This is a genomic window from Roseburia sp. TF10-5 (assembly GCF_003462365.1).
In the GTDB taxonomy this organism is placed as follows: domain Bacteria; phylum Bacillota; class Clostridia; order Lachnospirales; family Lachnospiraceae; genus Roseburia; species Roseburia faecis.
Genome location: NZ_QTYW01000014.1, coordinates 38,664 through 64,985, shown reverse-complemented (window position 1 = coordinate 64,985; position 26,322 = coordinate 38,664). Strand labels below are relative to the sequence as shown.

Genomic DNA, 26,322 nt, shown 5'->3' with positions numbered 1-26,322 from the left:
CTCCTTTAATTATTTCTTACCAGTCTTACCAACTTTACGTCTAATAACTTCATCAGCATACTTGATACCCTTGCCCTTATATGGCTCAGGTCTTCTCTTATCTCTGATTTCAGCTGCGTACTGGCCAACTTTTTCTTTGTCAATACCTTTAACGATAATCTTGTTATCTTCAACAACTGCCTCAAGTCCTTCTGGATCTTCCATCTCAACCGGATGAGAATATCCAAGGTGAAGTGTTAACTTCTTTCCGGACTTCTGTGCTCTATAACCTACACCGTTTACCTCAAGGGTCTTGGTGTAACCATCAGTTACACCAACAACCATGTTGTTTATCAGTGTTCTTGTTAATCCGTGTAAGGATTTCATTTTCTTTAAATCGTTTGGTCTTGTAACTACGACTTCAGAGCCCTCAACCTTAATATCCATCTCTGATGGAAGAGTTCTCTCCAAAGTACCCTTTGGACCTTTTACAGTCACATGATTATTTTCTGCGATCTCAACTGTTACTCCAGCTGGAATTGCGATTGGCATTCTTCCTATACGTGACATGCCCGTACCTCCTGTATTTATTGGATGTTAATAGTTTCTATCTGGTTTTGACTACCATACAAATGCTAATACTTCGCCACCAACCTGAAGCTTTCTTGCTTCCTTGTCGGTAACGATTCCCTGGTTCGTAGAAAGGATTGCGATTCCTAATCCACCAAGTACACTCGGGATTTCATCCTTGCCAGCGTATACACGTAAACCTGGCTTGGAAATTCTCTTAATTCCTGTAATGATCTTCTCATTCTTATCAGCGCCATACTTCAATGTGACACGGATTGTCTTGAAGTTACCATCCTCGATGATGTCATACTTCTCGATGAAACCTTCATCAACAAGGATGCCAGCGATAGCAACTTTGATCTTAGAAGCTGGAATATCTACTGTATCATGTTTTGCAGTATTTGCATTACGGATTCTTGTAAGCATATCTGCAATTGGATCACTTGTCATCATCATGACATTTTTCCTCCTTTTGGACTACAACTTTTCTCTTAAAGGTTTACCAGGATGCCTTCTTAACGCCTGGAATCTGACCTTTATATGCTAACTCACGGAAACATACTCTACAGATTCCGTATTTTCTTAAAACTGAATGTGGACGTCCACAAATTCTGCAACGTGTATATTCTCTGGTAGAGAATTTTGGTTTACGCTGCTGTTTAATTTTCATACTTGTCTTAGCCATTAAAAATTCCCTCCTGATTATTTAGCAAATGGCATGTTAAACAGAGTTAATAACTCACGTGCCTCTTCATCTGTCTTTGCAGTTGTAACGAAGATGATATCCATACCACGAACCTTATCTACCTTATCGTACTCGATCTCTGGGAAGATAATCTGCTCTTTGATACCAAGTGCGTAGTTTCCACGTCCGTCAAATGCGTTTGGATTAACACCACGGAAGTCACGTACACGAGGTAATGCTAAGTTGATCAGACGATCAGCGAACTCATACATCTTCTCGCCACGTAAGGTAACCTTACATCCGATTGGCATGTTCTCTCTGATCTTGAAGTTTGCGATCGCATTCTTAGCCTTTGTTGTAACAGCCTTCTGACCGGTAATAGCCTCCATGTCCTTTACAGCTGCCTCAAGAAGCTTTGCGTTCTCCTTAGCCTCACCAACACCCATGTTAACTACGATCTTGTCAAGCTTTGGAACCTCCATTGTATTCTTGTATCCGAACTTTTTGATCATTGCGTCTTTGATCTCATTTTCGTACTGCTCTTTAAGTCTACTCAATGTTTTGTCCTCCTCTCTTCAATTAATCGATAACATCGCCTGTTGATTTCGCATAACGTACTTTCTTGTCTCCGTCCATCTTGAAACCTACACGGGTAGCTTTTCCTTTGTGAAGGAACATTACGTTAGATGCATCAATAGGTCCTTCCTGATGAAGGATTCCGCCCTGCTGGTTTGCCATGCTTGGCTTTGCATGCTTGGTAACCATGTTAACGCCTTCAACGAGGAGTGTGTTGTCTTTTTTATTTACGGCAATAACCTTGCCCTCTTTGTCTTTATCTCTGCCAGCGATAACTTTTACCATATCGCCTTTTTTGATCTTCATACTTGCCATCTTCGTTCCTCCTATAATACTTCTGGAGCCAGAGAAACAATTTTCATGAACTGTTTCTCACGAAGCTCACGAGCTACTGGTCCAAAGATACGAGTTCCTCTCGGAGTTTTGTCGTCCTTGATAATAACTGCTGCGTTCTCATCAAACTTAATATAGGAACCATCTTTACGACGGGCACCCTTTACTGAACGAACAACTACGGCTTTTACAACATCGCCCTTTTTAACAACACCGCCTGGTGTTGCATCTTTAACAGTAGCAACGATCACATCGCCGATGTTCGCATATCTTCTGGTAGATCCACCCATTACGCGGATAACAAGTAACTCTTTTGCGCCAGTATTGTCCGCAACTTTGAGTCTGCTTTCCTGCTGTACCATGCTTGTAGCCTCCTTTTATTATTTTGCTCTTTCCATGATTTCTACAAGTCTCCATCTCTTATCTTTAGATAATGGTCTTGTTTCCATAACTCTGACGGTATCGCCGATCTTAGCATCGTTGTTCTCGTCATGAGCCTTTAACTTATAAGTCTTTTTAACGATCTTGTTGTACAGTGGATGTCTCTCGTTGTTCTTTACAGCTACAACGATTGTCTTATCCATCTTATCGCTTACAACAACACCTACACGTGTTTTTCTAAGATTTCTTTCTTCCACGACCGAAGTCTCCTTTCTGAGAATTGGATTTATTCAGCAACGCTAGCTTTCTCGGTGATAACAGTCTGAATTCTAGCAATATTCTTGCGAACTTCTTTAATTCTGGCTGTATTATCTAACTGATTGGTTGCATTCTGGAATCTCAAATTGAAAAGTTCCTTTTTTGCATCAACTAACTGTGACTGTAAATCTGCAACAGTAAGTGACTTTAATTCTTCTAAATATGCACTAGTTTTCATTTGACTCACCGCCTTCTAAATCTGCACGTGAAACTACTTTACATTTGCAAGGTAATTTATGTGTAGCAAGACGTAAAGCTTCTTTCGCTACGTCTTCCGGAACACCGGAGATTTCAAATAATACTCTACCTGGTTTAACTACAGCTACCCAATACTCAAGGGCGCCCTTTCCTTTACCCATTCGAACACCCATAGGCTTATGAGTTACAGGCTTCTCTGGGAAGATCTTGATCCAGACTTTACCACCACGCTTGATATATCTTGTCATAGCAACACGGGCTGCCTCGATCTGATTTGCCTTAATCCAGCAAGGCTCTAATGATACGATACCATACTCACCGTATGTGATCTTGTTTCCTCTGGTTGCTTTACCAGCCATGGAACCACGGAACTGTTTACGATGTTTTACTCTCTTTGGCATTAACATAATTACTGAGCTCCTCCTTCCTTATTAGCCTTTGTAGGAAGCACTTCGCCACGGTAGATCCAAACCTTAACACCTACTTTACCGTAAGTGGTATCTGCCTCTGCGAATCCATAATCGATATCTGCACGAAGTGTCTGAAGCGGTATAGTTCCTTCAGAGTAGAACTCTGTACGGGCCATATCAGCTCCACCAAGACGTCCTGAGCAGGAAGTCTTAATTCCCTTTGCACCGGTCTTCATTGCACGGCCCATGCAGGACTTCATTGCTCTACGGAAAGAAACACGGTTCTCAAGCTGTAAAGCGATGTTCTCAGCTACTAACTGAGCGTCACGATCTGGTCTCTTTACTTCTTTGATATCTACAACTAACTTCTTATCTGTAAGTTTCTGAACTTCTGCCTTGATCTTTTCGATCTCAGCGCCGCCCTTACCAATTACAACACCTGGCTTAGCTGTGTAAATGATAACCTTCACACGATCTGATGCTCTTTCGATCTCAATCTTAGAAACACCAGCTGCGTATAATTTTTTCTTCAGAAATGTTCTGATATTGTAATCTTCTACTAAGTAATCAGCGAAATCTCCATCTGCATACCATTTAGAATCCCAATCTTTGATAACGCCGACTCTTAATCCATGAGGATTAACCTTCTGTCCCATGATTGCCTCCTATCTTTCATCGAGCACGATTGTAATGTGGCTCATTCTCTTTTCGATTCTATAAGCTCTACCCTGTGCACGAGGATGAATTCTCTTCATTGTTGGTCCCTTATTTGCGTAGCACTCTGCTACATAAAGGTTTTCTGCCTTCATTCCGTTATTGTTCTCAGCGTTAGCGATTGCTGACTTTAATAACTTCTCTACAACGCTTGAAGCGTATCTTGGGTTGTAGGATACGATTGCAAGTGCAGTCGCAACATCCTTACCACGAATTGCATCTAATACGAAGCAAGCCTTCTGTACTGACACTCTAGCATAAGATAACTTAGCTGAAGGTCTTGTGTCCTTTACTTCGTTTCTCTCTCTCTTGATCTGGGATCTATGTCCTTTTGCCATGGATGAAACCTCCTTCCACTAAATATTATTTTATCTCACGCCTGATTTCTTTTCGTCTTTTCCATGTCCTCTGTAAGTTCTTGTTGCAACGAACTCACCGAGCTTATGTCCAACCATGTCCTCTGTAACATATACCGGAACATGCTTTCTTCCGTCATGAACAGCGATTGTGTGTCCAACGAAAGATGGGAAAATAGTAGAACGACGGGACCAGGTCTTAATTACGGACTTGTCTCCGGAAGCGTTCATAGCATCTACTTTTTTGAGTAAGCTCTCATCAGCAAATGGTCCTTTTTTAAGTGAACGTGCCATTTCATAAACCTCCTAATTATTTGATAGCTCTACCGTCTCTTCTTCTTACGATAAGCTTGTTAGACTGCTTGTTCTTCTTTCTGGTCTTTAAACCAAGTGCAGGCTTGCCCCATGGAGTACATGGTCCTGGACGACCTACTGGAGCCTTACCTTCACCACCACCGTGTGGATGGTCATTAGGGTTCATAACAGAACCACGAACTGTTGGGCGGATACCCATGTGACGCTTACGTCCAGCCTTACCAATATTTACGAGGTTGTGGTCACCGTTTCCGATAACACCGATTGTTGCTCTACACTGAATTGGAACCATTCTCATCTCGCCTGAAGGAAGACGAAGTGTTGCATACTTTCCTTCCTTAGCCATCAGCTGTGCGCTGAGTCCGGCAGAACGTACTAACTGTCCACCCTTACCTGGCAGTAACTCGATGTTGTGGATCTGTGTACCAACCGGAATATTCTCAAGTGGTAAACAGTTTCCAACTCTTACCTCTGCTTCTGGTCCGTTCATAACCTTCATGCCGTCGGTTAATCCTGCAGGAGCAAGGATATATGCTTTCTCACCATCTGCATAGCAGATCAGTGCGATATTTGCTGTTCTGTTCGGATCGTATTCAACACCGATTACGGTTGCCGGAATACCATCTTTTCTTCTCTTAAAGTCGATGATTCTGTATTTTCTTCTGTTTCCACCACCCTGGTGTCTAACTGTGATTTTACCCTGATTGTTACGACCAGCGTTCTTCTTTAAAGAAGTTGTAAGGGATTTCTCAGGAGTTGTCTTAGTGATCTCAGAGAAATCAGAACCAGTCATATTTCTTCTGGAAGGTGTATATGGGTTATATGTCTTAATTCCCATTGTTTTTCTCCTTTCGATGTTTTCATTATCGTGTCATCTCTGACACATATCTTGTAATGCATCGTAGATGCATTGCCTACGCACTTGCTTGCGAAGCAACTCTTATGCAAGTGCTCCTTTTGGAATTATAATCCAGCGAAGATCTCGATATCCTTGCTGTCCTCTGTTAACTGAACGATTGCTTTCTTTGTCTTAGCAGTCTTTCCTGTTACCATTCCACGTCTTCTGTTCTTGCCTTCACAATTCATTGTATTGACCTTGGCAACCTTTGTTCCCTCGAACATTCTCTCTACGGCTTCCTTGATCATAGTTTTGTTTGCATCCGGATGAACAAGAAATGTATATTTCTTCTCAGCCATTGCATTCATACTCTTCTCAGTTACTACTGGTTTGAGGATTACATCATAATACTGTACGTTTGCCATTATGCATACACCTCCTCGATTGTTGCAAGAGCAGCCTTTGTAACAACTACCTTGTCATACTTTAATGCATCAAATACATTCAGCTCGTTTGTCTGAGCAGTCTTAACAGTTGGAATATTTGCTGCAGATGCGATCACGTTTGTGTCCATGTCGTTTAATACAACAAGTGCCTTCTCAACTTTCAGATTGTTCATAACCTGTACGAACTTCTTTGTCTTAATTTCATCTAATTTCAGCTCATCAACAACTACAAACTTGTTCTCTGCTACCTTAGAAGTCAGAACAGACTTTAATGCAGCTCTCTTCTCTTTCTTGTTGAGCTTGAATGAGTAATCTCTTGGTACCGGAGCGAATACAACTCCGCCGCCTGTCCACTGTGGAGAACGTGTAGATCCCTGTCTTGCATGACCGGTTCCCTTCTGTCTCCATGGTTTTCTTCCGCCACCGCGAACTTCAGAACGTGTCTTAGCCTTCTGTGTTCCCTGACGATTATTTGCAAGCTGCTGAAGCACAGCCATATGAACTAAATGCTCATTAATTTCTACGCCGAAAATGGAATCGTTTAATTCGATAGAATCAACTTCTTTACCTTCCATATTATAAACAGCTACTTTAGCCATCGTAAAGTTCCTCCTTTCTTACTTTGCACTATTTACCAGACTTTGTGGTCTCTTTTACTGTGATGAGAGCTTTCTTTGCTCCTGGGACAGCACCCTTGATCAGCAGTAAGTTGTTCTCTGCGTCAACTCTTACAACTTCAAGATTCTGAGTTGTAACTTTTACGCTACCCATGTGTCCAGGCATTCCTTTTCCCTTGAATACACGGCTCGGAGAAGAACATGCACCGTTAGAACCCTGATGACGATGGAACTTAGAACCATGAGCCATCGGTCCTCTGTGCTGACCTAATCTCTTAATAGCACCCTGGAAACCTTTACCTTTTGAAATAGCAGTAACATCAACCTTGTCACCTTCTGCGAAGATGTCAGCTTTGATTTCATCTGCTAACTTATACTCGTCTGCATTCTCAAACTTGAACTCGCGAACGAATCTCTTACCAGATACACCAGCTTTAGCGAAGTGACCCATCTGAGCCTTGTTTACGCCATGTCTGTTGCGAATTTCTTTCTTTCCGTTGGCATCTTTGTTAACAGTCTTTTCTTTCTTGTCAACAAATCCAACCTGAACTGCACTGTATCCATCGTTGTCTACTGTCTTAATCTGAGTAACAACACAAGGACCAGCCTGTAATACAGTAACCGGCACTAATACGCCGTCTGCATTGAAGATCTGTGTCATTCCGACTTTTGTTGCTAAAATCGCTTTCTTCATTGTTTAACCTCCTGTTTTCTACAGCGGAACGCCTCTTGCCCACCTGCTGATCTGCAGTGGAGTAGCGGAACCGTTCATCCTAGAGCAGCCATATCTATATGAAATAACTAATCAGGACTTACGAAATAATTTGTCGAAACAGTTATTATTTCTGTTTCATTTTAATATCGATGTAAACACCTGCTGGCATCTCAAGACGTGATAAAGCATCAACAGTCTTCTGAGTTGGTGTAACGATATCAATCAGTCTCTTATGAGTTCTCTGCTCGAACTGTTCACGGGAATCTTTGTACTTGTGAGTAGCTCTAAGAATTGTAACTACTTCCTTCTTAGTAGGAAGAGGTACCGGTCCGCTCACCTGTGATCCGTTCTTCTTTACAGTCTCGATGATTTTCTTTGCTGATGAATCAACTAATTCGTGATCATAAGCCTTGAGAGTGATTCTCATTACTTGACTTGCCATAAAAAAAGTCGCCTCCTTTTCGCACTTTGTAAATAGTACGACAAGCGGTGACTGTACACTTCTCCGTGTGTGTCCTGCGGTACACCTCTGATGTATCGCCCCATCGTCAGGCGATTCGCATTTTTTCACACGTTGTTTCTATCTTTGATAGACCATATTGTTTGTACAGTGACTTGTCGTCAGTTTCCTAACTTGACATTCGCTCCACGGAAAACCTGCCACATAGGCAGCAACCTCACGTTTCACAGCTATCATGCCACAGCAATTGATATTATACATGGTCTTATTCAAAAAAGCAAGAACTTTTTTTATTTTTTCTTTTACGTTTTTTCGCCCCAAAATTTAATGATTGATTATTTTTTCTATTTTTCATATAATGTTACTGTTTTATACAGATGAAAATCAGGAGGATATGATATATGTGGTTAGCAGATCAATGGAATGACTATGAAGTGATCGATTGTTCAAAAGGTGAAAAGCTCGAACGCTGGGGAGATTATCTTCTCGTCCGCCCAGATCCCCAGGTAATCTGGGATACTCCGAAAAAGGAAAAAGGATGGCGCAAAATGAACGGCCACTACCACCGCAGTTCCAAAGGAGGCGGAGAATGGGAATTTTTCCAGCTTCCAAAAGAATGGACCATTCAATATTCCCTGCCTATTAATAAGAAGTTAACGTTTCATTTAAAACCTTTCAGTTTTAAACATACCGGATTATTTCCGGAACAGGCTGCCAACTGGAACTGGTTTTCCCAGCTCATTGCAGACGCCGTTTCCAAAGGACGCCAGGTTAAGGTTCTTAATCTTTTCGCCTATACCGGTGGGGCAACACTTGCGGCCGCTGCGGCAGGTGCAAGCGTAACCCATGTAGATGCATCCAAAGGCATGGTCACCTGGGCAAAAGAAAATGCAATTTCTTCCGGTCTGAAAGATGCCCCGATCCGGTGGCTGGTCGATGACTGTGTCAAATTTGTAGAGAGGGAAATCCGTCGTGGGAACCATTATGATGCCATTATCATGGACCCGCCGTCTTACGGTCGCGGACCAAAAGGGGAAATCTGGAAAATAGAAGAGAGCGTTTATCCGCTCATCCAGCTCTGCAGCCAGATTTTAACGGACAATCCGCTCTTCTTCCTGATTAACTCATATACCACCGGTCTGCAGCCGGCAGTTCTTTCCTATATGATAAGTACGGTTCTTGACACCGCCAATGGTACAGTCACCGCCAGCGAGATCGGTCTTCCGGTTTCCTCCAGCGGACTGGTTCTTCCATGTGGTGCCAGCGGACGCTACGAAGCTACCGGGATTTAACCAGTCCCTTTTCTTTCCACTTTCCGCTTTTCCAGCGAAGGTACATGCCAATGGCGCGGACGCATTCATCACCAGCCATACCGATGTATGCGCCCACGGCCAGAAGCCCCAGACGGATTCCAAATAGATACGTTCCCCCAACCGAACACAAAATCATAAAGCAGGCTCCCATCACTACCGGGAATACGGCATCCCCACTTGTCTTTAATGCCTGTCCGTACACCAGATTGGTTACACGGCCGATCTCAAGTACGATGTCAATTGCCAGAAGTTTACCAACAAGCGACACCATCTGCGGATCTTTCGAAAACAACTGCATAATCCAGCCGGAACAAAGCGTAAACACCGTCTCCAGAATAACTGCAACAATCACTCCGATCACCGCTGCTTTTTTCGTTCCACGGTCACACGCATCATACTCTTTCGCACCGATATGCCACCCAGTCATAATTGCATTTGCCTGTGCAAGCGCCGCACCTACACAATAGGAAAAATTTGTGATCTGCATTGTGTAGGAACGTGCTGTCACATTAAGTCCCTGCGCATCCATCTGATTCAGGAAACGGATCACCAGCGTCATGGAAACGTTATAAATCGCGGTCTCACATGCGGACGGAAGCCCGATACGGATGATCTGTCCCATCACTTCCCGGTTGCTCTCCCTTTCCGGATGCTGTTTTGCTTTCACCAAAACAGCACCAAGCAGTACAACAATCACCAGATTGATAATACGCGAGACCACCGTGGCGGTGGCAACACCCGCTACCCCTTTGTGCAGTACAAACAGGAAAAATGCATTCAGGCAAAAATTAATAACATTACCGATAATTGATGCATACAACGGTTCTTTCGAAAAACCAAATGCCCGAAGATAACTCGAGCAGATTGGAATCAAAGCATTTAAAATACAAAATCCACCCACAATCTGCAGATAGGTTCTCGCCGGCTGCATCAATGCATCTGCCACGCCAACACCAGCAAGTATTGTTCCTGCCCCAAATGCCAGGATCAGGGATAGGATTATTCCAAGCACTGCATTAAAAGCCAGTCCGAGCTGTCTTGCCTGATATGCCACCCCCGGTCTGCCTGCCCCGATATTCTGTGTCATGACGGCCACCATTCCTGAGGAAATCACAGAAAACATGATGATAAAAATCCCTATATATGTATTCGCAGTTCCCACTGCCCCTACTGCCTGATCATTTACAGATGAAAGCATCAGGGTATCAACCATTCCCGAAAGCATATACAAAAGCGTTTCCAGGCAAATAGGAATAAAAAGCTGCGTTAAATTTTTTCTCCTCTGTTCCATTTATGGTATCTCCTTTCTTTCGTATTCATTTTATGCCCTTTTTTCAAAAAATGCTTGCATTTTATCGCCTTATAATTGCATTATTTCTACTTTTCCATTATAATTTAGGAAACCGACAGAAGGAGGGACTTCATGTATCCGGAACTCAAGGAAAACCGTCCGCACGGCACAGACAATTACCCCTATACACAATATCACATACATAATATTTTCCATGCTTTTCAGATTCCCGTACACTGGCACGATGAGCTTGAAGTTATTTACACGAAAAAAGGACCTTTAAACCTCCTGATTGACGGGAAAGAATATACTGCTGAGGACGGTTCGGTCTATTTTGTTGCTCCGGGGCAGCTTCATCTGATGGGATCGGCAGCCGGGGATGTCGACTACTACACCCTCCTGTTTCCTCTCGAATTTATTTCATTTCAGTCGGATGATTCTTTGGAACGGGAACTTTTCTTTCCCCTGCGGAACCACACCCTCTCCTTTCCCTGTAAACTTCCAGAGGATCACAACACAGCAGCAAAGGCATCCGTTCTGCTTGATCAGATCATCAACGCCAACTCTGACCGTATTGCTGCGAACCAAAAAAACGGATACCAAAACCAGCTTGGCACCCGCATTCTTCTCCTGAAACTTGTGCTTCTTATGGCAGAACAGGATCTGTTTTATCCCAGCCATACCAAAAGCACCAGCAGTCTCCAGAAAGAGTTGTTATCTTATATTCAGCAAAATTACTGTTTTCGTATTTCCCTGCACGATCTCGCCGGACATTTCCATATGTCTGAAAAATATATCTCCCGGTATTTCCGGGAACATTTCCAGCTTACGCTCTCGCAGTATATCACGTACCTGCGGTTATCCCACGCAAAGCATCTGCTGGAAACCACAAGTCTCTCCATCACAGAGACAGCACTGCAGAGCGGCTTTCCAAATGTAAGCTATTTTATCCGGACATTTAAGAACACCTTTCATGTCCCGCCTCTGCAATACCGCAATTCAATCCGCTAGAGGATACGCTTCTTTCGCAGAAGAAGCAGGATAATCACACAAATGATCACCATAATTCCGATGATAATAGCAAATCCGTGCGCAGTATTGGCAAACGGGACCCAGTGCTCGTTGACATTCATACCGTAAATTCCGGAAATAACCGTAGGAATCGCCATAACCAGCGTGATGACTGTCAGCGATTTCATGATGGAATTCATCCGATTGTCGATGACCGATGACAACAATTCTCTGGTACCATTTATGATGTCACGGTAAATGCTTGTCATCTCAATTGCCTGCTGGTTCTCTACGATTACATCCCCGAGCAGTTCCTTATCCTCCGGATACTGCTCCAGCCGCTTGTATCTTGTCAGGCGGTCAAGCACTACTCCGTTGGCACGAAGGGATGTCGCAAAGTAGACCAGTGTCGATTCCAGTTCATGCAGCGCAATCAGATCCACTTCCTCCGTATCATCCCCGACACGTTCCTCGATCTCCGTACGCATCTTGTCGATGATACGAAGATCACTCTGATAAAGCACTGCAATCCGGTACAGGATCTGATAGACAAAACGAAGCTTTTTTTTCGTGCTGAATTCCCGGACACGGTTATTCAAAAACGCCTGAAGAACCGGTGTATCCTCCGTACAGACTGTAACGATCTCACCCGATGTAATCAGAATACCAAGCGGTATGGTCGTATACGATTCTTTTTCATGACGGATCTCGATCGACGGGATATCGACCAGAATGAGAGTATAACCATCCTGTAGTTCGATACGGGAACTCTCCTCTTCATCGAGTGCGGCCAGCACATCTTCAACATCCATATCCAGAGCATCCGCGACCATCTGTCCCTCCGCGACACTGGGGTTTACCATCTGCACCCATACGCCATCCTGAATTGTCGGTTCTTCATGAATCTTTCGGTCATCTGTTCTGTAGTATTTAACCACCGGATTCCCCTCCTTTCGTATCGTCTGTACGGAATTATTTACTGTAATGTATTATAGCACTCTGTATAACTTTCCTACCAGACTTTTATTGCGAATCATGGAAAGATTATTCAAAAACAGCACATCATTCACGTTCTTGTCCTGTGCAAGTTTACTGATACTTCCTGTCCAATAACGGTAATCCACGACATACACCGTCTGATAATGATCAACCAGAAATGGAATAAATGCATTTCCGAACGATTCTTTTACAACAATGCAGGAACTTCCATCCGACAGATCCTTGTTCTCAATTTCCGTGTATGGATTATCACTTGCAATAAACGTACTGTATTTCAGTCCCGCATTGTAATTCGAAACATCATAAATTACCGGCCAGTCATATTTTTTGCCATCCGATGCCGTCACATGGCATATGCTCTCAGCATTTGGGTAATATGCTGTCACAGTATCCGGATTTGCTTTCAGTTTTGCATCTGAAGTATCATTATAAAAAGATCCCAGAAAACCGTCAAAATCCTGTTTCTTACTATATGCATCCAATGATTCCGGCGTAATCCCTTTTGCTTTACAGAATTCCGTATATGCGTAATAAGCACCAAGTGTCGTCCAATGATGATCCGTCCGAAAATATTCATACTCCGTCCGATGCTGCATAAGCACGTCATATACGTCCACGTTTTTTACATGTTTGTCCATTTTTGCCTGGATCTTCTGCATTGCGTCATGCTGATCGGAAGACGAGATTTTGTCTTTCAAATTATCCGGAAATGTAATTCCCGAACTGAGGGGAATGACAAGATCATACACATCCGATTTTCCGGCCAGAGTATCCGCTACCTTATTTACACTTTTTGCATAATTGTCTGCTACTTTGTCCAGATATGTGTATAACTCATATGCTGTATCATCCACTGTCACAACACTTTTGTAATCTTTCATTTTTCCATCCGAAGTGATGGACGGATATTTTGTTTCCTCTTCCGCTTCCTGCGTGACATCCTGTGTGGAATCCTGTGTGCTTTTCTGTGTTGTGGTCTCTGTTTCTGTCTTATCTATTTTCTCTTCCTGCCTGTTCCCGCAACCCGAAAACACCGTTACGGCAAGTATGGCAGCAAAGATTATTTTACTTACTCTCTTATAAACCATTTATCTTACCTCTTTTCCATTTTAAATTCTTCCGACCAGTTTATACAGATTCCGGTCTGAAATAAAATTTGTAATATTATAGAGAACAAGTACATCTGTAATCTGATGTTCTTTCATATATTCCTCTACATTTCCATTATAATACCGTAAGTCAATCATAGTAATCTGTCTATAGTTTTCTGTTGCAAACGGCACAAAGGTGTTTGCAAACGAATCCTTAATGACGAGCAGATTGCGATCCTGATGTCTGGCATGGTCTGATACAATCTGTACCGTTCCGTAATTATCTCCAAAAAAGTATTTATATTTATCCTTTTGACTCAGCTGCGCTGTATCGTAACAGCTGTCCGTCTGTTTCTTTTCGTCAATTGTCAGACTGCAGTCACTTCCGTATGTCTCCTGCTTCGTATCTCCATATGTCCAGATACTGTCATATGCCGAATCCGCATCCAGTATTTTGGAATACAGGCTTCCACGGAATTTTTGGGTTGCAACCTGTTTTTTCAGATCAGCCAGCGGCGTGCTCTCCATCCCGGTACTGTCACACCATGTTTCATAGGCAAGGTAAGCGCCCTCACTCGTCCAGTGATGATCCGTTTTGTAATAAATATAATCATCCTTATGCGAAAGAAGGTCTTTCCTCACATCTGTCACACGACAGTCCGTCATCTGTTTTTCAATCTGGTCAATATACTTTGCCTGATCAAACAGCCGTGCATGTGCCGGAAGTTTATCCTCCATTACCAGCCCGGATGACGGAACAAGCAGAAAAGATAACCGCTCCTTTTCTACATTTTCAGAAACTTTTGCAAAAAAATCCTGCACCGCTTTTACATTGCGGGCAATCTGTTTTTCATCCACATCTTCCGGTGTGATTTTTTCAAAATCATAGCCGTCTTTTCCCACATAAGCCCCTCCGATATCCGTGTCTTTGCAGGCTTTCTGGATTCCGGTTTTTACCGTGATCCATCCATCACGGAAACAGATCTGATCCCTGAGATAATTTTCAAGACCATCCTGAAATTTTCCACTCAATATATTGTCAACCGTCAGTCTGGGCGGTTCTGCCAGATATCTGTTTTCATTTGGTGAGAACTCACGATCTTTCATCAGCAGGCTTCCACCGGATACCAGCGCAAGAAACGCAACAAAAATGACGATCATTGTCACTCTGATTTTTTTCAATGATCTATGCCTCCTAAAAACGGAAATATAAAAACGGATTGTAACTGTCCCCTACCAGAAACGCAAAGGACACCAGCAAAAACACAACCATGAGAACCGGCTTTGCTATAGTCCATCCCTTCGACGTTGCAATCGTATCGTATACAGTAGCATCTTTTCCAAGCTTTAATCTGCGCATCCAGACACGGTAATCAATAGATGCCGCGATCAATGCCACCAGAAGTACCGCATTGCTTCCAAGGAAATATAAGAAATCAGAATCCGCAACTGCCACATGTCCGATTCCAAACATTGTCTTTAAATATTCTCCCAGCTGGTGAATATCCGTCTGTGCAAAAATTGTCCATCCAATAACCACGAGAAACATGCTGTAGATATGCCCGATCCAATTTGGAAGTTTATCCAGCCATTTAAGCAGGAACAACTTTTCAATCATGAGAAGCACACCATAATACACACCCCAGAGTACAAAATTCCAGTTTGCCCCGTGCCACAGACCGGTCAGCATCCATACAACCATAATATTAAACAGCTGCCGTACCAGACCCTTACGGTTTCCCCCAAGCGGAATGTATACATACTCGCGGAACCAGGAACTCAGGGAAATATGCCATCGTCTCCAGAATTCCGTAATTGTCTTTGACATATACGGGAAATTGAAGTTTTCCAGAAAATAAAATCCAAACATTCTGCCCAGTCCGATCGCCATATCCGAATATCCCGAAAAATCAAAATAAATCTGAAAACTGTATGCAATTGCACCAAGCCATGCCGTAGCCACCGACATGTGATTCAACTGTGAAATGGAATCCCACAGACTTCCGATCTGATTTGCCAGAAGCACTTTCTTTGCCAGGCCCACGGAAAAACGAAATGCTCCTTCGGAAAAATCTTCCAGCGTGACTTTTCTGTGCATGAGTTCTTTTTCCACCGTTTTATACTGCACAATCGGTCCTGCGATCAGCTGCGGAAACAGGGTTACATAGGTTGCAAATGTAAGAATGTTTTTCTGTGCTGCAACCTCCCCGCGATAAACATCAATCGTATAAGACATTGTCTGAAAGGTATAAAAAGAAATTCCAATCGGAAGTGCTATATGCAGCAGCGACAACCCTGCCCCTGTAATGGAATTGATACTCCCGATAACAAAATCCGTGTACTTAAAAAACCCGAGGATGGCAAGGTTTCCGCACAGATCAACGATCAGTGCGGCTTTTGCTTTCCCCGGACAGTTTTTGTTTTTAAAGTGCTCGATCAACCGCCCATTCGCATAATCAAATACAATCGAAAACAGCATGATTAATACATAGACCGGCTCTCCCCACGCATAAAAGACCAGACTGAAAACCAATAAAACAAGGTTTCTAAGCCTTGCCGGGCAGAGATAGTACAGCAATAATACGATCGGTAAAAATGCAAGTAAAAATACAAAACTACTAAAAACCATTTTATTTAAACGCCTTTTCTATAATTTCTTTTGCCTGGTCCGAATCCCCGGACACACACAGAACCACATACTGATTTTTCTGCTCCAGCACCGCATTTCCAATCCGTTTTGTCTCTTCCGGCACATAATCCTGGAAAGAATCCGCCTGATCATCAAGATATTTCTGGACATCTTCCATGGTTTCTTTTGCCTGATTTGAATCTTTTGCGGTAAAAACACCTACCTCTTCTGCCGTAGAACCGCTTCCGGCATACATAACAGAATCAACATCTTCCGGTAAATCTACAAGCATTGAAATTTCATCCGCTGTCAGTTCCTTTAATGTATCATCATATTTAATCTCTGTTGCAAGCGATTTTGCAAGAGCCTGCGCATCAATTGTCTTTGCTTCCCCACCGCATCCTGCAAGTAAAAGTACTCCTGCTGTCAGTACTGCCAACAGTCCTGTCTTTTTCATCATCATATTTTCCGATCCTTTCTTTTTATACACCCTGATATTTCTCACTCTGTACACGAATTAGTTCTTCATCATCAAAATAATTGATTTTCATCGCCTGTTTTACTTCAGAAAGTGTCTGTGCTGCAACTTCACGCGCTGCATCACTTCCTTTTTTCAGAATTTCATATACTGCCGGAATGTCTTTCTCAAATTCTGCCCTTCGCGCACGAATCGGAGCCAGCTCTTCCTGAATGACGTTGTTCAGGAATTTTTTGATTTTTACATCTCCAAGACCGCCTCTGGTATAGTGTTCCTTTAATTCATCCAGATTATGATATTCCGGAAGATATTCTTCAAAATGTTCCGGTTTGCTGAAAGCATCCAGATAGGTAAATACACAGTTTCCTTCCAGATGTCCCGGATCAGATATCTGAATATGTGTCGGATCCGTGTACATACTCATAATCTTTTTTTTGACATCACTTTCCGTATCTGAAAGATAAATACAGTTCCCCAGGGATTTGCTCATCTTCTGTTTTCCATCAATTCCCGGCAGACGCATACATGCCTCATTCTCCGGAAGCAGCACATCCGGCTCCACCAGCACCTCATCATAAATGGAATTGAATTTACGGACAATCTCCCTTGTCTGCTCAATCATTGGAAGCTGATCTTCTCCCGCTGGTACAACCGTTGCCTTAAAAGCAGTAATATCTGCTGCCTGACTGATCGGATATGTAAAAAATCCGACCGGAATACTGGTCTCAAAATTGCGCATTTTAATTTCTGACTTAACAGTCGGATTCCGCTGCAGCCTGGAAACAGTTACCAGATTGGCATAGAAAAACGTAAGCTCTGTCAATTCGGAAATCTGTGACTGGACAAACAATGTGGATTTCGCTGGATCCAGCCCTGCAGATAAATAATCCAGTGCCACCTCTATGATATTCTGACGCACCTTCTCCGGATTATCAAAATTGTCGGTCAGTGCCTGTGCATCCGCAATCATAATAAAAATCTTATCAAACTCTCCCGAATTCTGTAATTCCACTCTTCTTCGCAGAGATCCTACATAGTGTCCCACATGCAGTCTTCCTGTCGGGCGATCCCCGGTTAATATAATTTTTGCCATCTCTATGCCTCCTGATTTTTCTCAGTTACTATATATTTTCGTGTTATTTTTCTAATTTAATTTATACACTGTCAACTGTAGCAAATCCACGTTGCAATGTCAACGGATGTTGTGTTAAAATAAGAATGAATTAAGATATTAAACTTCGTCAATTTAAGGAGGTTTGTTTTTATGAACGAGAAAATATATAAAGCAATGGGATCATCAGCCGTATCAAGCCTCGTGATCGGAATCTGTGTACTTGCCACAGGAATCGCCGCAGGGGTTCTTCTTATTATAAACGGGTCCCGCTTACTAAAGCATAAATCAAAAATTTTATTATAATACTTCAAATCCGGAGAATTTTTTCATTCTCCGGGTTTTTTACTCTTTATTGTCAACCCGTTCGCTCATCATCGTTGACATTTCATTTTTTCCATGCTAAAGTGAATGCATATTGTTAATAATTACACACAAGGAAGGTATTTAGCAAATGCATACAACAAAAGAAAACGATCCGGTTCTCTCCCGCGAGGAGGCTCTTTCTATTTTAAACACTCCGGACGATCAGCTGGATGATCTGATCGCCCGTGCTGAAAAACTCCGGAGAAAATATAAAGGAAATCACGTCAGCATCCATATTCTGACCAATGCCCGCAGCGGCAACTGTTCCCAGGACTGCGCATACTGTGCACAATCCTGCCGTTCCACCGCAGATATTGAAAAATACAAATGGGTTTCCGATGAGAAACTGTACAAGGATAACGATTTTGTCAATGAACACCATTTAAGCCGCCACTGTATCGGCTTAAGCGGAATGAAATTTACAGATGAGGAAATTGAAGAACTTGCCGAACGCATCCGTGCCATGAAGAAAACCGGCACACATCTGTGCTGTTCCATTGGATTTTTAACGGAAAAACAGGCACGCATGCTCTACGATGCCGGTCTTGACCGTATCAACCACAACTTAAACAGCAGCCGCGCCTATTACAGCCATATCTGCTCCACCCACACCTTTGACCAGCGTGTTGAAAATATTCATATGCTGCAGAAGATTGGATTTGAAATCTGCAGTGGCGGAATCATCGGTATGGGCGAGAGCAAAGAAGATGTGGTAGATATGCTGATGGAACTGCGTGAGATCCAGCCGGAAGCACTGCCGATCAATTTTCTGCTTCCGATCAAGGGAACTCCGTTAGGCGATAAAGATATTTCCGGTCTGACCACAGAATACTGCATGAAAGTCCTCTGCCTTGCAAGACTGATGGTTCCACAGTCAGATATCCGCTGTGCCGCCGGCCGTGAGGTATATTTCAAAGGAGAAGAAAAAAAGCTTTTAAGTGTCGTCGATTCCATTTTCGCCTCCGGTTATCTGACCGCCGGTGGACAGGGCATCCAGGATACCATCAAAACCATCGAGGATGCCGGCTTTACTTATGAGATTGAATCTGCATAAAGCTTTTAATCATGCGGAATATCATGAAAACGCCCCGCAAGTTCTTCTGTCCGCACGACATTGATAAAAGCATGGGGATCAATCTGACGGATAAGCGGAAGCAGCTCCCTTTTTGCCTCGGAATTAATGACGGAATAAATCAGGGTCTTTTGCTTTTCCTCATAACACCCGATTCCCTGGAATAACGTTGCATCATGGTTGGTCCGTTCCCGGATGGCACGATAGATTTCATTGGATTTATCAGAAATAATAAACATCGTTTCCTTCTGGTAACGCTTGTACAATGCCTGAATGATCTGCGTGCTGCAGAACTGGTAAATAATCGAGTACAACGCAATCGACCAGCCGAACAGGGCACCTGCAACTACAAGCATGAGCACATTTCCTGCCAGAATATAATTCCATGCATCAATGCCCTTCTGCTGTGATAAAAAGATGCTGATAAAGTCGGTGCCACCCGTGGTGGTGCCGACATTTAAACACAGACTGATGGCAAATCCATTGATCAGTCCACCAAACACACTGATCAGCAGCACATCCTTTGTAAACACATACGCCGGAAGCATATCTGTAAAAATACTCGTCAGTACAATAACAATAATAGAATACAGAGTAAATTTTTTCCCGATAAATTTATATGCAATGTAAGTAGGAACCAGATTCAGTCCGATGTTAAACACCGAAAACGGTATACTGACATGGATAAAATCTAACCCGATCTGCTGTAGTAAAAGTGACAATCCGGAAAATCCTCCCGGAAACAGGCCTGCCGTTTTGGCAAAACAGCGCAGATTCCACGCATACAAAAGTGAAGCAAAAAACACAATAAACAGGCGGAATACCTGATAAAATTTCGGGTGTTTATATTCAAGTGACTGAAACATCCTTTTCTCCCTCTTTCTCATTTTTTTGCATTGTAACATATTCCGACAAAAAAAGACAGACCTTTACGGCCTGCCTACCATCTGCCCCATTGGGTAATATTTTTCATCTCCAGTTGCCCACTGAATTCCAAGTTCTGCCTTTCCATTCCCATCAAATCCATAGAATATATAACCAGTAATCATTTCCACATGATAGATCCCCTTATATCTTCCGTTTTTCTGTCCGGTTTCAAACATCACATCCCCCGGATTCAATTTCATATTTTGTATATTTGCCTGACTCAGACCTCCGCTGACAAGTTTCTTATGCTGTGCACACCATTTTCCCATATCCGCTGCAACCGGTGCATAATATGCCATTCCAAAATTTACACCATTCTTATGATAAGATTTCCACACCAGAGAACTGCAGTCGTAAAATTTTTCCTGCATACGCTTTGGCTGGCTGGTTTTATCAATTGTTACATTAGACAAATCCAGAACCATATCCGTTGGACTATCATCACTGTCGTACCAATCATCATTATCATAGGAATCAATATTATGACCATCTTCTGCTTTCACTTCTGCCACCGGTACGCAGATACAGGCACCTGCCATAAGCACTGCTGCAAGCAGACAATAAAACCTTTTTTCATAAAACCATGCTCCTCTTTTGCATGTATTCTTCAATAAAATTATCATACCACTACAGAGGTAATAAAATCAACTATCCAATTTTATCCTTCCATCATTTCCAGATACTGCCCCTTATCAATATGCATCATGGAAATCCGGTTTTTAAACCGACGGAATCCATATACACAGTCCACATTCCGGATCAGAGACTGCAAACGCTCATCCGGCACACAGACAATCAGCTGCAGATCCATCTTTCTGGCATATTTCAGACAGACTGCGCTTCGCTCCTGATCCATTTTGGAAAACGCCTCATCCAGCAGTACCAGCTTGATTTTGGAATCCCGCTTACTCTGCTGCATATACAGCATGGCAAATCCAGCAAGCAGTGCTACATACTTTGGATTTTGTCCCTCACCACCGGAATCCCTGCCCGCCATATCATCGACAAAGTTTTCCCGGATCACATTTCCATGTTCATCGGTTACCTGTTCAAACATGCTGAATGACAGATAATTTCTGTAGTCTGCGTACTGTTCCATTTCTTTGCGCTTCTGTGCACGCAAATGCTCATCCTCGTCTTTTGGTGGCATAAACTTGTCAGTCAGAAGTTTGATCTTCTGCTCATATTTCTGATAAAATGCATCTTCTCCGAAACTGATCTGACCGTCAATTCCGGCATTGTCCAGATTCTTGCTGTCGAGTTCCTCTGCCATAAGCATATCAAAGAACTGTCCGTTTTCATTTTTGGCCGGTTCAATTTTAATCTGGTACGTGCTGTCTGAGAAATTGGTTTCCCGCAACAGGCGGTTGATCTCATATGCGTGCCGTTTGGCTGCTTTGATATCTCCGTGAATTGTTGCAATGACATTCTCCCGGAGACTCTTATAGATGGATGCACACTTTTTTTCAAATTCTTCTTCGTATGCCGGCTCAAAATCCGTCCTGTACCGTTCAAGCATTTTTTCATATGCTTCATTGGATTTCTCAGCTCCGCTGAATTCACTGGCCGGATATGCAAGAATATATTTATTTCGCGCCATCTGCAGACGTTCTGCCTGTTCCTGCTCCTTATCTGCCAGATCTGCAATCTCTGCCTTCTTCCTGTTAATCACGGACTGCCCGGATTGCTTTTTTAACAATTCCCACACTTCCTGTTCGAGTTCTTCATTGGCAATATATCCCTGCAGCTTTTCCTCCAGCTGCTGTCTTCTAGACTCATTTTCTCCGGAAAGCTGCCCATACCGGCTGGTTAGCTTTGCCAGCTCTGTCTGCACTTCATCGATCTCAGTCTGGATGTCCCGCACCTGCTTCTTTAAAGCCTTTTCCTTCTCTTCGAGTTCTTTGTATGCCCCCTCCCGCAAAAAGCGGATCACTTCTTCGAGTTCTTTCTTGGTTTTATTTACCTTTGCAAGCTCAGCACCCGCCTTGGAGAGTTTCACGTAATGAGATGGCTCATCTTTCAGACACTCAAATTCTCTTGCAGCTTTTAATCTGCGCAGCAGATGATCCAATTCCGTCTCCTGTCTGCTTAAATCTTCCACATCGTTTTCATATTCTGTAAGCCGCGCCTTGGAAACACGGCGTCCAATACACGCTCTGGTCGTATAGTCTTTTTTCTTAAGATGCCGGAAAATAAAATTGCTGTACGAATAACAATCCGGTGTCACACCATCCCTTACCTGCTCCAGTTCCTCCACAGACCTGCATTTCATAATATGTCCCAGATACCGTTTCAGGCATACATCCACATAAGCATCCTCTGTCTTTACTGCATCATATAAAGATCCTTCCAAACAATCCGGCTCACTGTCCGCAATCGCCTTGGAATTAATTAAATCCACATTTTCATATTGCTTCATGTTGCGAAACAGGACTGCTGCCTCATGTGCATATTGTGGTTCCGTGATCAGGGAACGTTTTAACCTTCCCATGCGTCCCTCAATGGCATTTTTCCATTCTTCCTCCTGCACATCAAACAGATCAGCAAAAATCTGCACCCTGACAGTCGTTCCATAGCGGTCACTCAGCTGTTGGGATAATGCCGTTCTTGCAGACCTCAGATTCTCCTCATATGGTTTGCGGTTATGTTTCATGTCATCCACCAGCCGCTTTTTTTCTTTTAATTCTTTTCCGATCTCGCGCCTCTGCTCACTGTAATCCTCCACTTCATTTTCGATATTCTGCTTGGCAGATTCAATTTTTAAATGCAGGTTCTGGCACAATTCCTCCGTTACGTTTCCACTGCCAAGTTCTGCAATCAAATTTAGAACCGGATTACTGATATAATCGGTGATCACATCATCTTCTTCCCAGTTTTTCATTCCAAGAAGGATCTTGTTCCACTGTCTCGTATTATCCGCAAGCATCTGGCTGCGTGCATCCAGTTCCTCATACTGCTGCTGTTTTCCACCCAAATCACTGGACTTAAGATCTGCACTGACCTGAATCAGTTCCTGTTCGGTTTCCCCACGCACAACAGAACATTCTTTTATCTTTCCATGCAGCTGCTCCTGTTTCTCTGCAATGATCTTTTTATCCTCTTCCGCGGTCTGAATTCTTGCCCGCAAATCTTCAATTCCAATGCAGCGGATCATTGCCTCTGCCCGGATCTTATCGGACTGCAGACGCACAAGTTCCTGCCCGGATGTCTGAATATCTGTCAGTATCTCGATTCGTTTTCTCAGATCTTCTATTTTATCTTTGATCTGCCGGTAAGAATCCAATTGTTCACTAATCGTGGCAATGGTATTGGAAGTGTTCTTTGGAAACATATAATCACGAATAAACTGTCCCGTTCCATTGGTCATTTTCAGGGCAATTGCACTTTTTTCCATCGTGATAAAACGGTTCTGATCAATATACCCGAGAATCACATCATACAGAGTTCCCAGGTATGCCTCTTTGGAACCATAAATGCGGTTGACTTCTCCCTTTCCGCGGTTGTCATCGGATTTTGTTCTGGCACTGACCAGCTTTTTGATCTCCTGATTGGAATAGCAGACGCCCTGTTCCGTCAGATATTCAGACTCCGGCATTTTCCCGGAGTGACTGAAATACACAAATTTTTTAATCTCAGAATCTGATTTTCTTACTTCAAACGCAATTCCAATACAGGTTATCATATGGGTTCCGGTATCTTCAATTTCCAGAGCAATTACGGAACAGAAATCACAGTCTTTACGATTGGCAGATCCGTCTTTTTGTTCTCCGCGCAGATAACTTAACACACTTCTGCGATTTTTTGCATCATCCGCTGCTTTATTCAGAAAACTCGGTGAGAAACTTCCATACAAAATGACCTGGATGGCATCCATCACTGTCGATTTTCCAGATCCGCTTTTTCCACTGAACAAATTCACATATTCATGAAACTCCAGTACCTTATGATCAATGCCTCCCCAGTTGTTAAGGCACATCCTTGTAAAAACTTTTTTTGCCTGACTCAATTTATTCACTCCTCATTTCGTCTTGTGTTTCCCACTGATCCTGCGTCTTTTCCGAATACTCTGCTTCCTTTTGTTCTTCCGTTTCCCCGGTTTCTCCTTTGAACATTTCAACCAGCTCATTGATATCTGCCGCTGAACAGAAAATATTAATGGTACTGTAAATATAAATCGGGGAATCGTCTTCGAGATTTCCAATGGCACTTGGCAGTTCGATCATCTGGTGTGTTTTCATCAGAATCAATGCCTCCTGCCACTCCTGAGCGGTCAGTCTGCGCGTAATCAGGTTTGTTTCCTTTCCATATCTTCGGATCTCCGCAAGACTGGTTGTCGTGGCATGTAGTCCTTCTCCCATAATTTTATCCCGATAAATCAATTTCATAAGGATCACCAGTTTCGTTGTTAAAAGTGTCATACGCTCCGTCAGCACGCCATCTCCTGTAATCCGGAAAATATGTTCCTGCGGATCATGAACCAGTTCACAGTCAAGCACCTGCAGATAATCTGCAATAAATTCCCGATTTCTCGCACATACCTGATAGTGAGGATTATCCTTCTGGATCAGAGTAACCGGATCACACTTTGTCTGCAAAATACAGGTCTGGCGAAACAGATCCTGTATGGTTTTTCTAATATTTTCCGCCTCACTCTGCGAGATATTTTCCATGTATTCTAACATTTATTTTTTCTCTCCTTTTTTTGCGTCAATCACCAGTTTTGAAAAAACAAATCCATATTCTCCTTTTAATTCTCCATCAATATGCACCGTTTCCTCCTGTTTCGTATCATCCGTTTCCTCCTGCCACAAAAACAGCAGTTTTTCCAGATCTTCTACAGACTGAATCGTCTGTTCATCCGTGACAAATCTGCCATCCACGATATTTTTCTGCCTGAATTCCTGCAACTGTTTTTTCGTATAAAGCGGCTTTGGTACAAAATCGGTCATCTGCGTCTCCTCGTTGTGCTTTTCCATCGCAATCGGGTGAAATCCTGCATCCTCCGCATTTTTCCGGTTGTAAAAACTTCTATCGGTTATATTCTTAAACTGTGTTCCCACTCTGATCCGGTCACGCATTTGTTCTAACACCTGTGGGCTGTTTGCATGATGATCCAACAAATTAATTAACTTTACAATATGATCTTCATCCGAAGAGCCTTCCTGCAGAATATAATGGATTCGTGCCAGTGCACGCTTGGCAAAGACAGTTTTCTGTTCGATCAGCTTGTTATATTTTTTTTCGATCAGATCAAATTCCCGCTCCACCTGATACACAAGCTGACTGGCACTTTCACAATATTCCAGACGATACTGGTTTCTTTTGCTGGTAACAGTTCCCTCCACAAGTCCGGTACGCTCTTTTACAAGCTGTTCCCTTTTTTGGTCATTTTCGCGAAGAATCTGGCTGACCAGTTCTTTAACTGCTTCCTTATAACGGTAAAAGCTGTCTGTTGTCGTAAGAATTGCATATTTTTTACTGTCACTGTTGTTAATTTCCTCTACCAGAACTTTCTGAATTCCAATAAAATTTTTTTTCTGCGACAATTCCTCAAAATAGGAACGCATTCCATCCTGCATATTGGAAAGAAGCTGCCCCAGCCGTCTGGACGTCTGGAGTGCGTTTTTTAAAATATCATTATTTTTTTCTGTATCCGAATGATACGTAAACAAAGCACTGTAAATCGAAAGGATACTTTCCCTCTCCCGGCTGTCATCTTCTGTCTGAAGCTTCTGAAACAATTCCGTAAACAGCTGGCTGTATTCCGGGAAAGAAATAATATACGTATTTAACTTTTCATCAAAATCGCTTTTTAACCATCCCCATCGAATCAAGGTATTCAATATGCCAGACGGCGAATCTTCCGGAAATAAGGTATCCGGCTCGTCCTCTTCTTCTATTTCCTCATCCTCCCAGATAATCCTTGCCTTTGCAATTGTATCTGCAATAATCACATGGCATTCCTCTATCGTCAATCCAAGTGCTGTATACACTTCATTATTTTTCTCATAAATTGCCACAAGAAACTGCATATATGCATCACGGTTTTTCGTGCGAAATAATTTATAAAATTCCTTTGGAATTTTCTTTTTTAAAATCATGAATGAATTTCCTCTTTATTTT

General features: G+C 42.7%; 33 protein-coding genes. 4 read left to right on the top strand and 29 right to left on the bottom strand.

Annotated features, from left to right (window positions below; translation table 11 throughout):
• Window positions 1-9: 9 nt before the first annotated feature.
• The 17 genes from rplF to rpsJ all read right to left on the bottom strand — a co-directional run bounded on the left by rplF (window position 10) and on the right by rpsJ (window position 7,893).
• Window positions 10-549, bottom strand: coding sequence for a 50S ribosomal protein L6 (rplF, locus tag DXD06_RS12370; RefSeq protein WP_055263455.1), 540 nt, complete (start codon window positions 547-549; stop codon window positions 10-12).
• A 51-nt stretch (window positions 550-600) separates the two neighbouring features.
• Entirely contained in the window at window positions 601-1,002 is a 402-nt protein-coding gene (gene rpsH / locus DXD06_RS12365) for a 30S ribosomal protein S8 (RefSeq protein WP_055068855.1), read from the bottom strand.
• 46 nt (window positions 1,003-1,048) lie between these two features.
• A complete protein-coding gene (locus tag DXD06_RS12360; RefSeq protein ID WP_022046388.1) occupies window positions 1,049-1,234 on the bottom strand; it encodes a type Z 30S ribosomal protein S14 in 186 nt (61 codons plus the stop codon).
• Window positions 1,235-1,251: 17 nt separating this feature from the next.
• Complete coding sequence (rplE, locus tag DXD06_RS12355; RefSeq protein ID WP_022046389.1) at window positions 1,252-1,791, bottom strand: 50S ribosomal protein L5; 540 nt, start codon at window positions 1,789-1,791, stop codon at window positions 1,252-1,254.
• Between the two features lie 22 nt (window positions 1,792-1,813).
• Window positions 1,814-2,125, bottom strand: a complete 312-nt coding sequence (gene rplX / locus DXD06_RS12350; RefSeq protein ID WP_022046390.1) for a 50S ribosomal protein L24 — start codon at window positions 2,123-2,125, stop codon at window positions 1,814-1,816.
• Between the two features lie 11 nt (window positions 2,126-2,136).
• On the bottom strand, window positions 2,137-2,505 hold the full coding sequence (rplN, locus tag DXD06_RS12345; RefSeq protein ID WP_014080983.1) for a 50S ribosomal protein L14: 369 nt from the start codon (window positions 2,503-2,505) through the stop codon (window positions 2,137-2,139).
• Window positions 2,506-2,523: 18 nt separating this feature from the next.
• Entirely contained in the window at window positions 2,524-2,781 is a 258-nt protein-coding gene (gene rpsQ, locus DXD06_RS12340; RefSeq protein WP_022046399.1) for a 30S ribosomal protein S17, read from the bottom strand.
• A 29-nt stretch (window positions 2,782-2,810) separates the two neighbouring features.
• The gene (gene rpmC, locus DXD06_RS12335) at window positions 2,811-3,020 is read right to left on the bottom strand and encodes a 50S ribosomal protein L29 (RefSeq protein ID WP_022046400.1); all 210 of its coding nucleotides are present in this window, start codon (window positions 3,018-3,020) and stop codon (window positions 2,811-2,813) included.
• Window positions 3,010-3,447 (bottom strand): 50S ribosomal protein L16, encoded by a 438-nt coding sequence (gene rplP / locus DXD06_RS12330; RefSeq protein WP_022046401.1) that lies wholly within the window; start codon window positions 3,445-3,447, stop codon window positions 3,010-3,012. Before rplP ends, rpmC begins: the two co-directional genes overlap by 11 nt.
• Before the next feature lie 2 nt (window positions 3,448-3,449).
• A complete protein-coding gene (gene rpsC, locus DXD06_RS12325) occupies window positions 3,450-4,106 on the bottom strand; it encodes a 30S ribosomal protein S3 (RefSeq protein WP_055068826.1) in 657 nt (218 codons plus the stop codon).
• Window positions 4,107-4,115: 9 nt separating this feature from the next.
• The gene (gene rplV, locus DXD06_RS12320) at window positions 4,116-4,502 is read right to left on the bottom strand and encodes a 50S ribosomal protein L22 (protein WP_055068825.1); all 387 of its coding nucleotides are present in this window, start codon (window positions 4,500-4,502) and stop codon (window positions 4,116-4,118) included.
• Window positions 4,503-4,532: 30 nt separating this feature from the next.
• Complete coding sequence (gene rpsS / locus DXD06_RS12315) at window positions 4,533-4,814, bottom strand: 30S ribosomal protein S19 (protein ID WP_012741331.1); 282 nt, start codon at window positions 4,812-4,814, stop codon at window positions 4,533-4,535.
• Window positions 4,815-4,830: 16 nt separating this feature from the next.
• Window positions 4,831-5,673, bottom strand: a complete 843-nt coding sequence (gene rplB / locus DXD06_RS12310) for a 50S ribosomal protein L2 (protein ID WP_055068824.1) — start codon at window positions 5,671-5,673, stop codon at window positions 4,831-4,833.
• Between the two features lie 125 nt (window positions 5,674-5,798).
• Window positions 5,799-6,098: a 50S ribosomal protein L23 gene (gene rplW / locus DXD06_RS12305; protein ID WP_055068823.1), complete on the bottom strand. Its 300-nt coding sequence runs from the start codon at window positions 6,096-6,098 to the stop codon at window positions 5,799-5,801.
• A complete protein-coding gene (gene rplD / locus DXD06_RS12300; RefSeq protein WP_117832163.1) occupies window positions 6,098-6,718 on the bottom strand; it encodes a 50S ribosomal protein L4 in 621 nt (206 codons plus the stop codon). Before rplD ends, rplW begins: the two co-directional genes overlap by 1 nt.
• Window positions 6,719-6,746: 28 nt before the next feature.
• The gene (rplC, locus tag DXD06_RS12295; protein WP_022045827.1) at window positions 6,747-7,430 is read right to left on the bottom strand and encodes a 50S ribosomal protein L3; all 684 of its coding nucleotides are present in this window, start codon (window positions 7,428-7,430) and stop codon (window positions 6,747-6,749) included.
• 145 nt (window positions 7,431-7,575) lie between these two features.
• Window positions 7,576-7,893, bottom strand: coding sequence for a 30S ribosomal protein S10 (gene rpsJ / locus DXD06_RS12290; RefSeq protein WP_022045826.1), 318 nt, complete (start codon window positions 7,891-7,893; stop codon window positions 7,576-7,578).
• A 419-nt stretch (window positions 7,894-8,312) separates the two neighbouring features.
• Here rpsJ and DXD06_RS12285 point away from each other — a divergent pair, with 419 nt between their 5' ends.
• On the top strand, window positions 8,313-9,203 hold the full coding sequence (locus DXD06_RS12285) for a class I SAM-dependent methyltransferase (protein WP_117832161.1): 891 nt from the start codon (window positions 8,313-8,315) through the stop codon (window positions 9,201-9,203).
• On the opposite strand, the gene DXD06_RS12280 is transcribed toward DXD06_RS12285, so the two are convergent.
• Window positions 9,190-10,515, bottom strand: a complete 1,326-nt coding sequence (locus DXD06_RS12280) for an MATE family efflux transporter (RefSeq protein WP_117832159.1) — start codon at window positions 10,513-10,515, stop codon at window positions 9,190-9,192. The genes DXD06_RS12285 and DXD06_RS12280 overlap by 14 nt on opposite strands.
• Window positions 10,516-10,647: 132 nt before the next feature.
• Here DXD06_RS12280 and DXD06_RS12275 point away from each other — a divergent pair, with 132 nt between their 5' ends.
• A complete protein-coding gene (locus DXD06_RS12275; protein WP_117832157.1) occupies window positions 10,648-11,526 on the top strand; it encodes an AraC family transcriptional regulator in 879 nt (292 codons plus the stop codon).
• Here the strand turns inward: DXD06_RS12275 and DXD06_RS12270 are convergent.
• Genes DXD06_RS12270 through trpS form a run of 6 tightly spaced genes read right to left on the bottom strand, consistent with a single transcriptional unit; the run spans window position 11,523 to window position 17,816 of the window.
• Entirely contained in the window at window positions 11,523-12,464 is a 942-nt protein-coding gene (locus DXD06_RS12270) for a magnesium transporter CorA family protein (RefSeq protein WP_055068818.1), read from the bottom strand. The genes DXD06_RS12275 and DXD06_RS12270 overlap by 4 nt on opposite strands.
• A 51-nt stretch (window positions 12,465-12,515) precedes the next feature.
• On the bottom strand, window positions 12,516-13,613 hold the full coding sequence (locus tag DXD06_RS12265) for a DHHW family protein (RefSeq protein ID WP_117832155.1): 1,098 nt from the start codon (window positions 13,611-13,613) through the stop codon (window positions 12,516-12,518).
• Window positions 13,614-13,634: 21 nt separating this feature from the next.
• Window positions 13,635-14,798 (bottom strand): DHHW family protein, encoded by a 1,164-nt coding sequence (locus DXD06_RS12260; RefSeq protein ID WP_117832153.1) that lies wholly within the window; start codon window positions 14,796-14,798, stop codon window positions 13,635-13,637.
• Window positions 14,799-14,811: 13 nt separating this feature from the next.
• Window positions 14,812-16,245: an MBOAT family O-acyltransferase gene (locus DXD06_RS12255; RefSeq protein WP_117832151.1), complete on the bottom strand. Its 1,434-nt coding sequence runs from the start codon at window positions 16,243-16,245 to the stop codon at window positions 14,812-14,814.
• Window position 16,246: 1 nt separating this feature from the next.
• A complete protein-coding gene (locus DXD06_RS12250) occupies window positions 16,247-16,735 on the bottom strand; it encodes a DUF4358 domain-containing protein (RefSeq protein WP_117832149.1) in 489 nt (162 codons plus the stop codon).
• Window positions 16,728-17,816, bottom strand: coding sequence for a tryptophan--tRNA ligase (gene trpS / locus DXD06_RS12245; protein WP_022045029.1), 1,089 nt, complete (start codon window positions 17,814-17,816; stop codon window positions 16,728-16,730). Before trpS ends, DXD06_RS12250 begins: the two co-directional genes overlap by 8 nt.
• Before the next feature lie 171 nt (window positions 17,817-17,987).
• On the opposite strand from trpS, the gene DXD06_RS17285 reads away from it, so the two are divergent.
• Window positions 17,988-18,140, top strand: a complete 153-nt coding sequence (locus DXD06_RS17285) for a hypothetical protein (RefSeq protein ID WP_022045030.1) — start codon at window positions 17,988-17,990, stop codon at window positions 18,138-18,140.
• A gap of 148 nt (window positions 18,141-18,288) precedes the next feature.
• A complete protein-coding gene (gene bioB, locus DXD06_RS12240; protein ID WP_022045031.1) occupies window positions 18,289-19,254 on the top strand; it encodes a biotin synthase BioB in 966 nt (321 codons plus the stop codon).
• A gap of 5 nt (window positions 19,255-19,259) precedes the next feature.
• Here the strand turns inward: bioB and DXD06_RS12235 are convergent, their stop codons facing one another.
• The 5 genes from DXD06_RS12235 to DXD06_RS12215 all read right to left on the bottom strand — a co-directional run bounded on the left by DXD06_RS12235 (window position 19,260) and on the right by DXD06_RS12215 (window position 26,300).
• Window positions 19,260-20,138, bottom strand: a complete 879-nt coding sequence (locus DXD06_RS12235) for a YitT family protein (protein ID WP_055068814.1) — start codon at window positions 20,136-20,138, stop codon at window positions 19,260-19,262.
• A 63-nt stretch (window positions 20,139-20,201) separates the two neighbouring features.
• Window positions 20,202-20,822: a hypothetical protein gene (locus tag DXD06_RS12230; RefSeq protein WP_117832147.1), complete on the bottom strand. Its 621-nt coding sequence runs from the start codon at window positions 20,820-20,822 to the stop codon at window positions 20,202-20,204.
• 35 nt (window positions 20,823-20,857) lie between these two features.
• Window positions 20,858-24,205, bottom strand: a complete 3,348-nt coding sequence (locus DXD06_RS12225) for an SbcC/MukB-like Walker B domain-containing protein (protein WP_117832145.1) — start codon at window positions 24,203-24,205, stop codon at window positions 20,858-20,860.
• Window position 24,206: 1 nt separating this feature from the next.
• Window positions 24,207-24,881: a DUF4194 domain-containing protein gene (locus DXD06_RS12220; protein WP_022045035.1), complete on the bottom strand. Its 675-nt coding sequence runs from the start codon at window positions 24,879-24,881 to the stop codon at window positions 24,207-24,209.
• Window positions 24,882-26,300, bottom strand: a complete 1,419-nt coding sequence (locus tag DXD06_RS12215; RefSeq protein WP_117832143.1) for a Wadjet anti-phage system protein JetA family protein — start codon at window positions 26,298-26,300, stop codon at window positions 24,882-24,884.
• Window positions 26,301-26,322 lie beyond the last annotated feature (22 nt).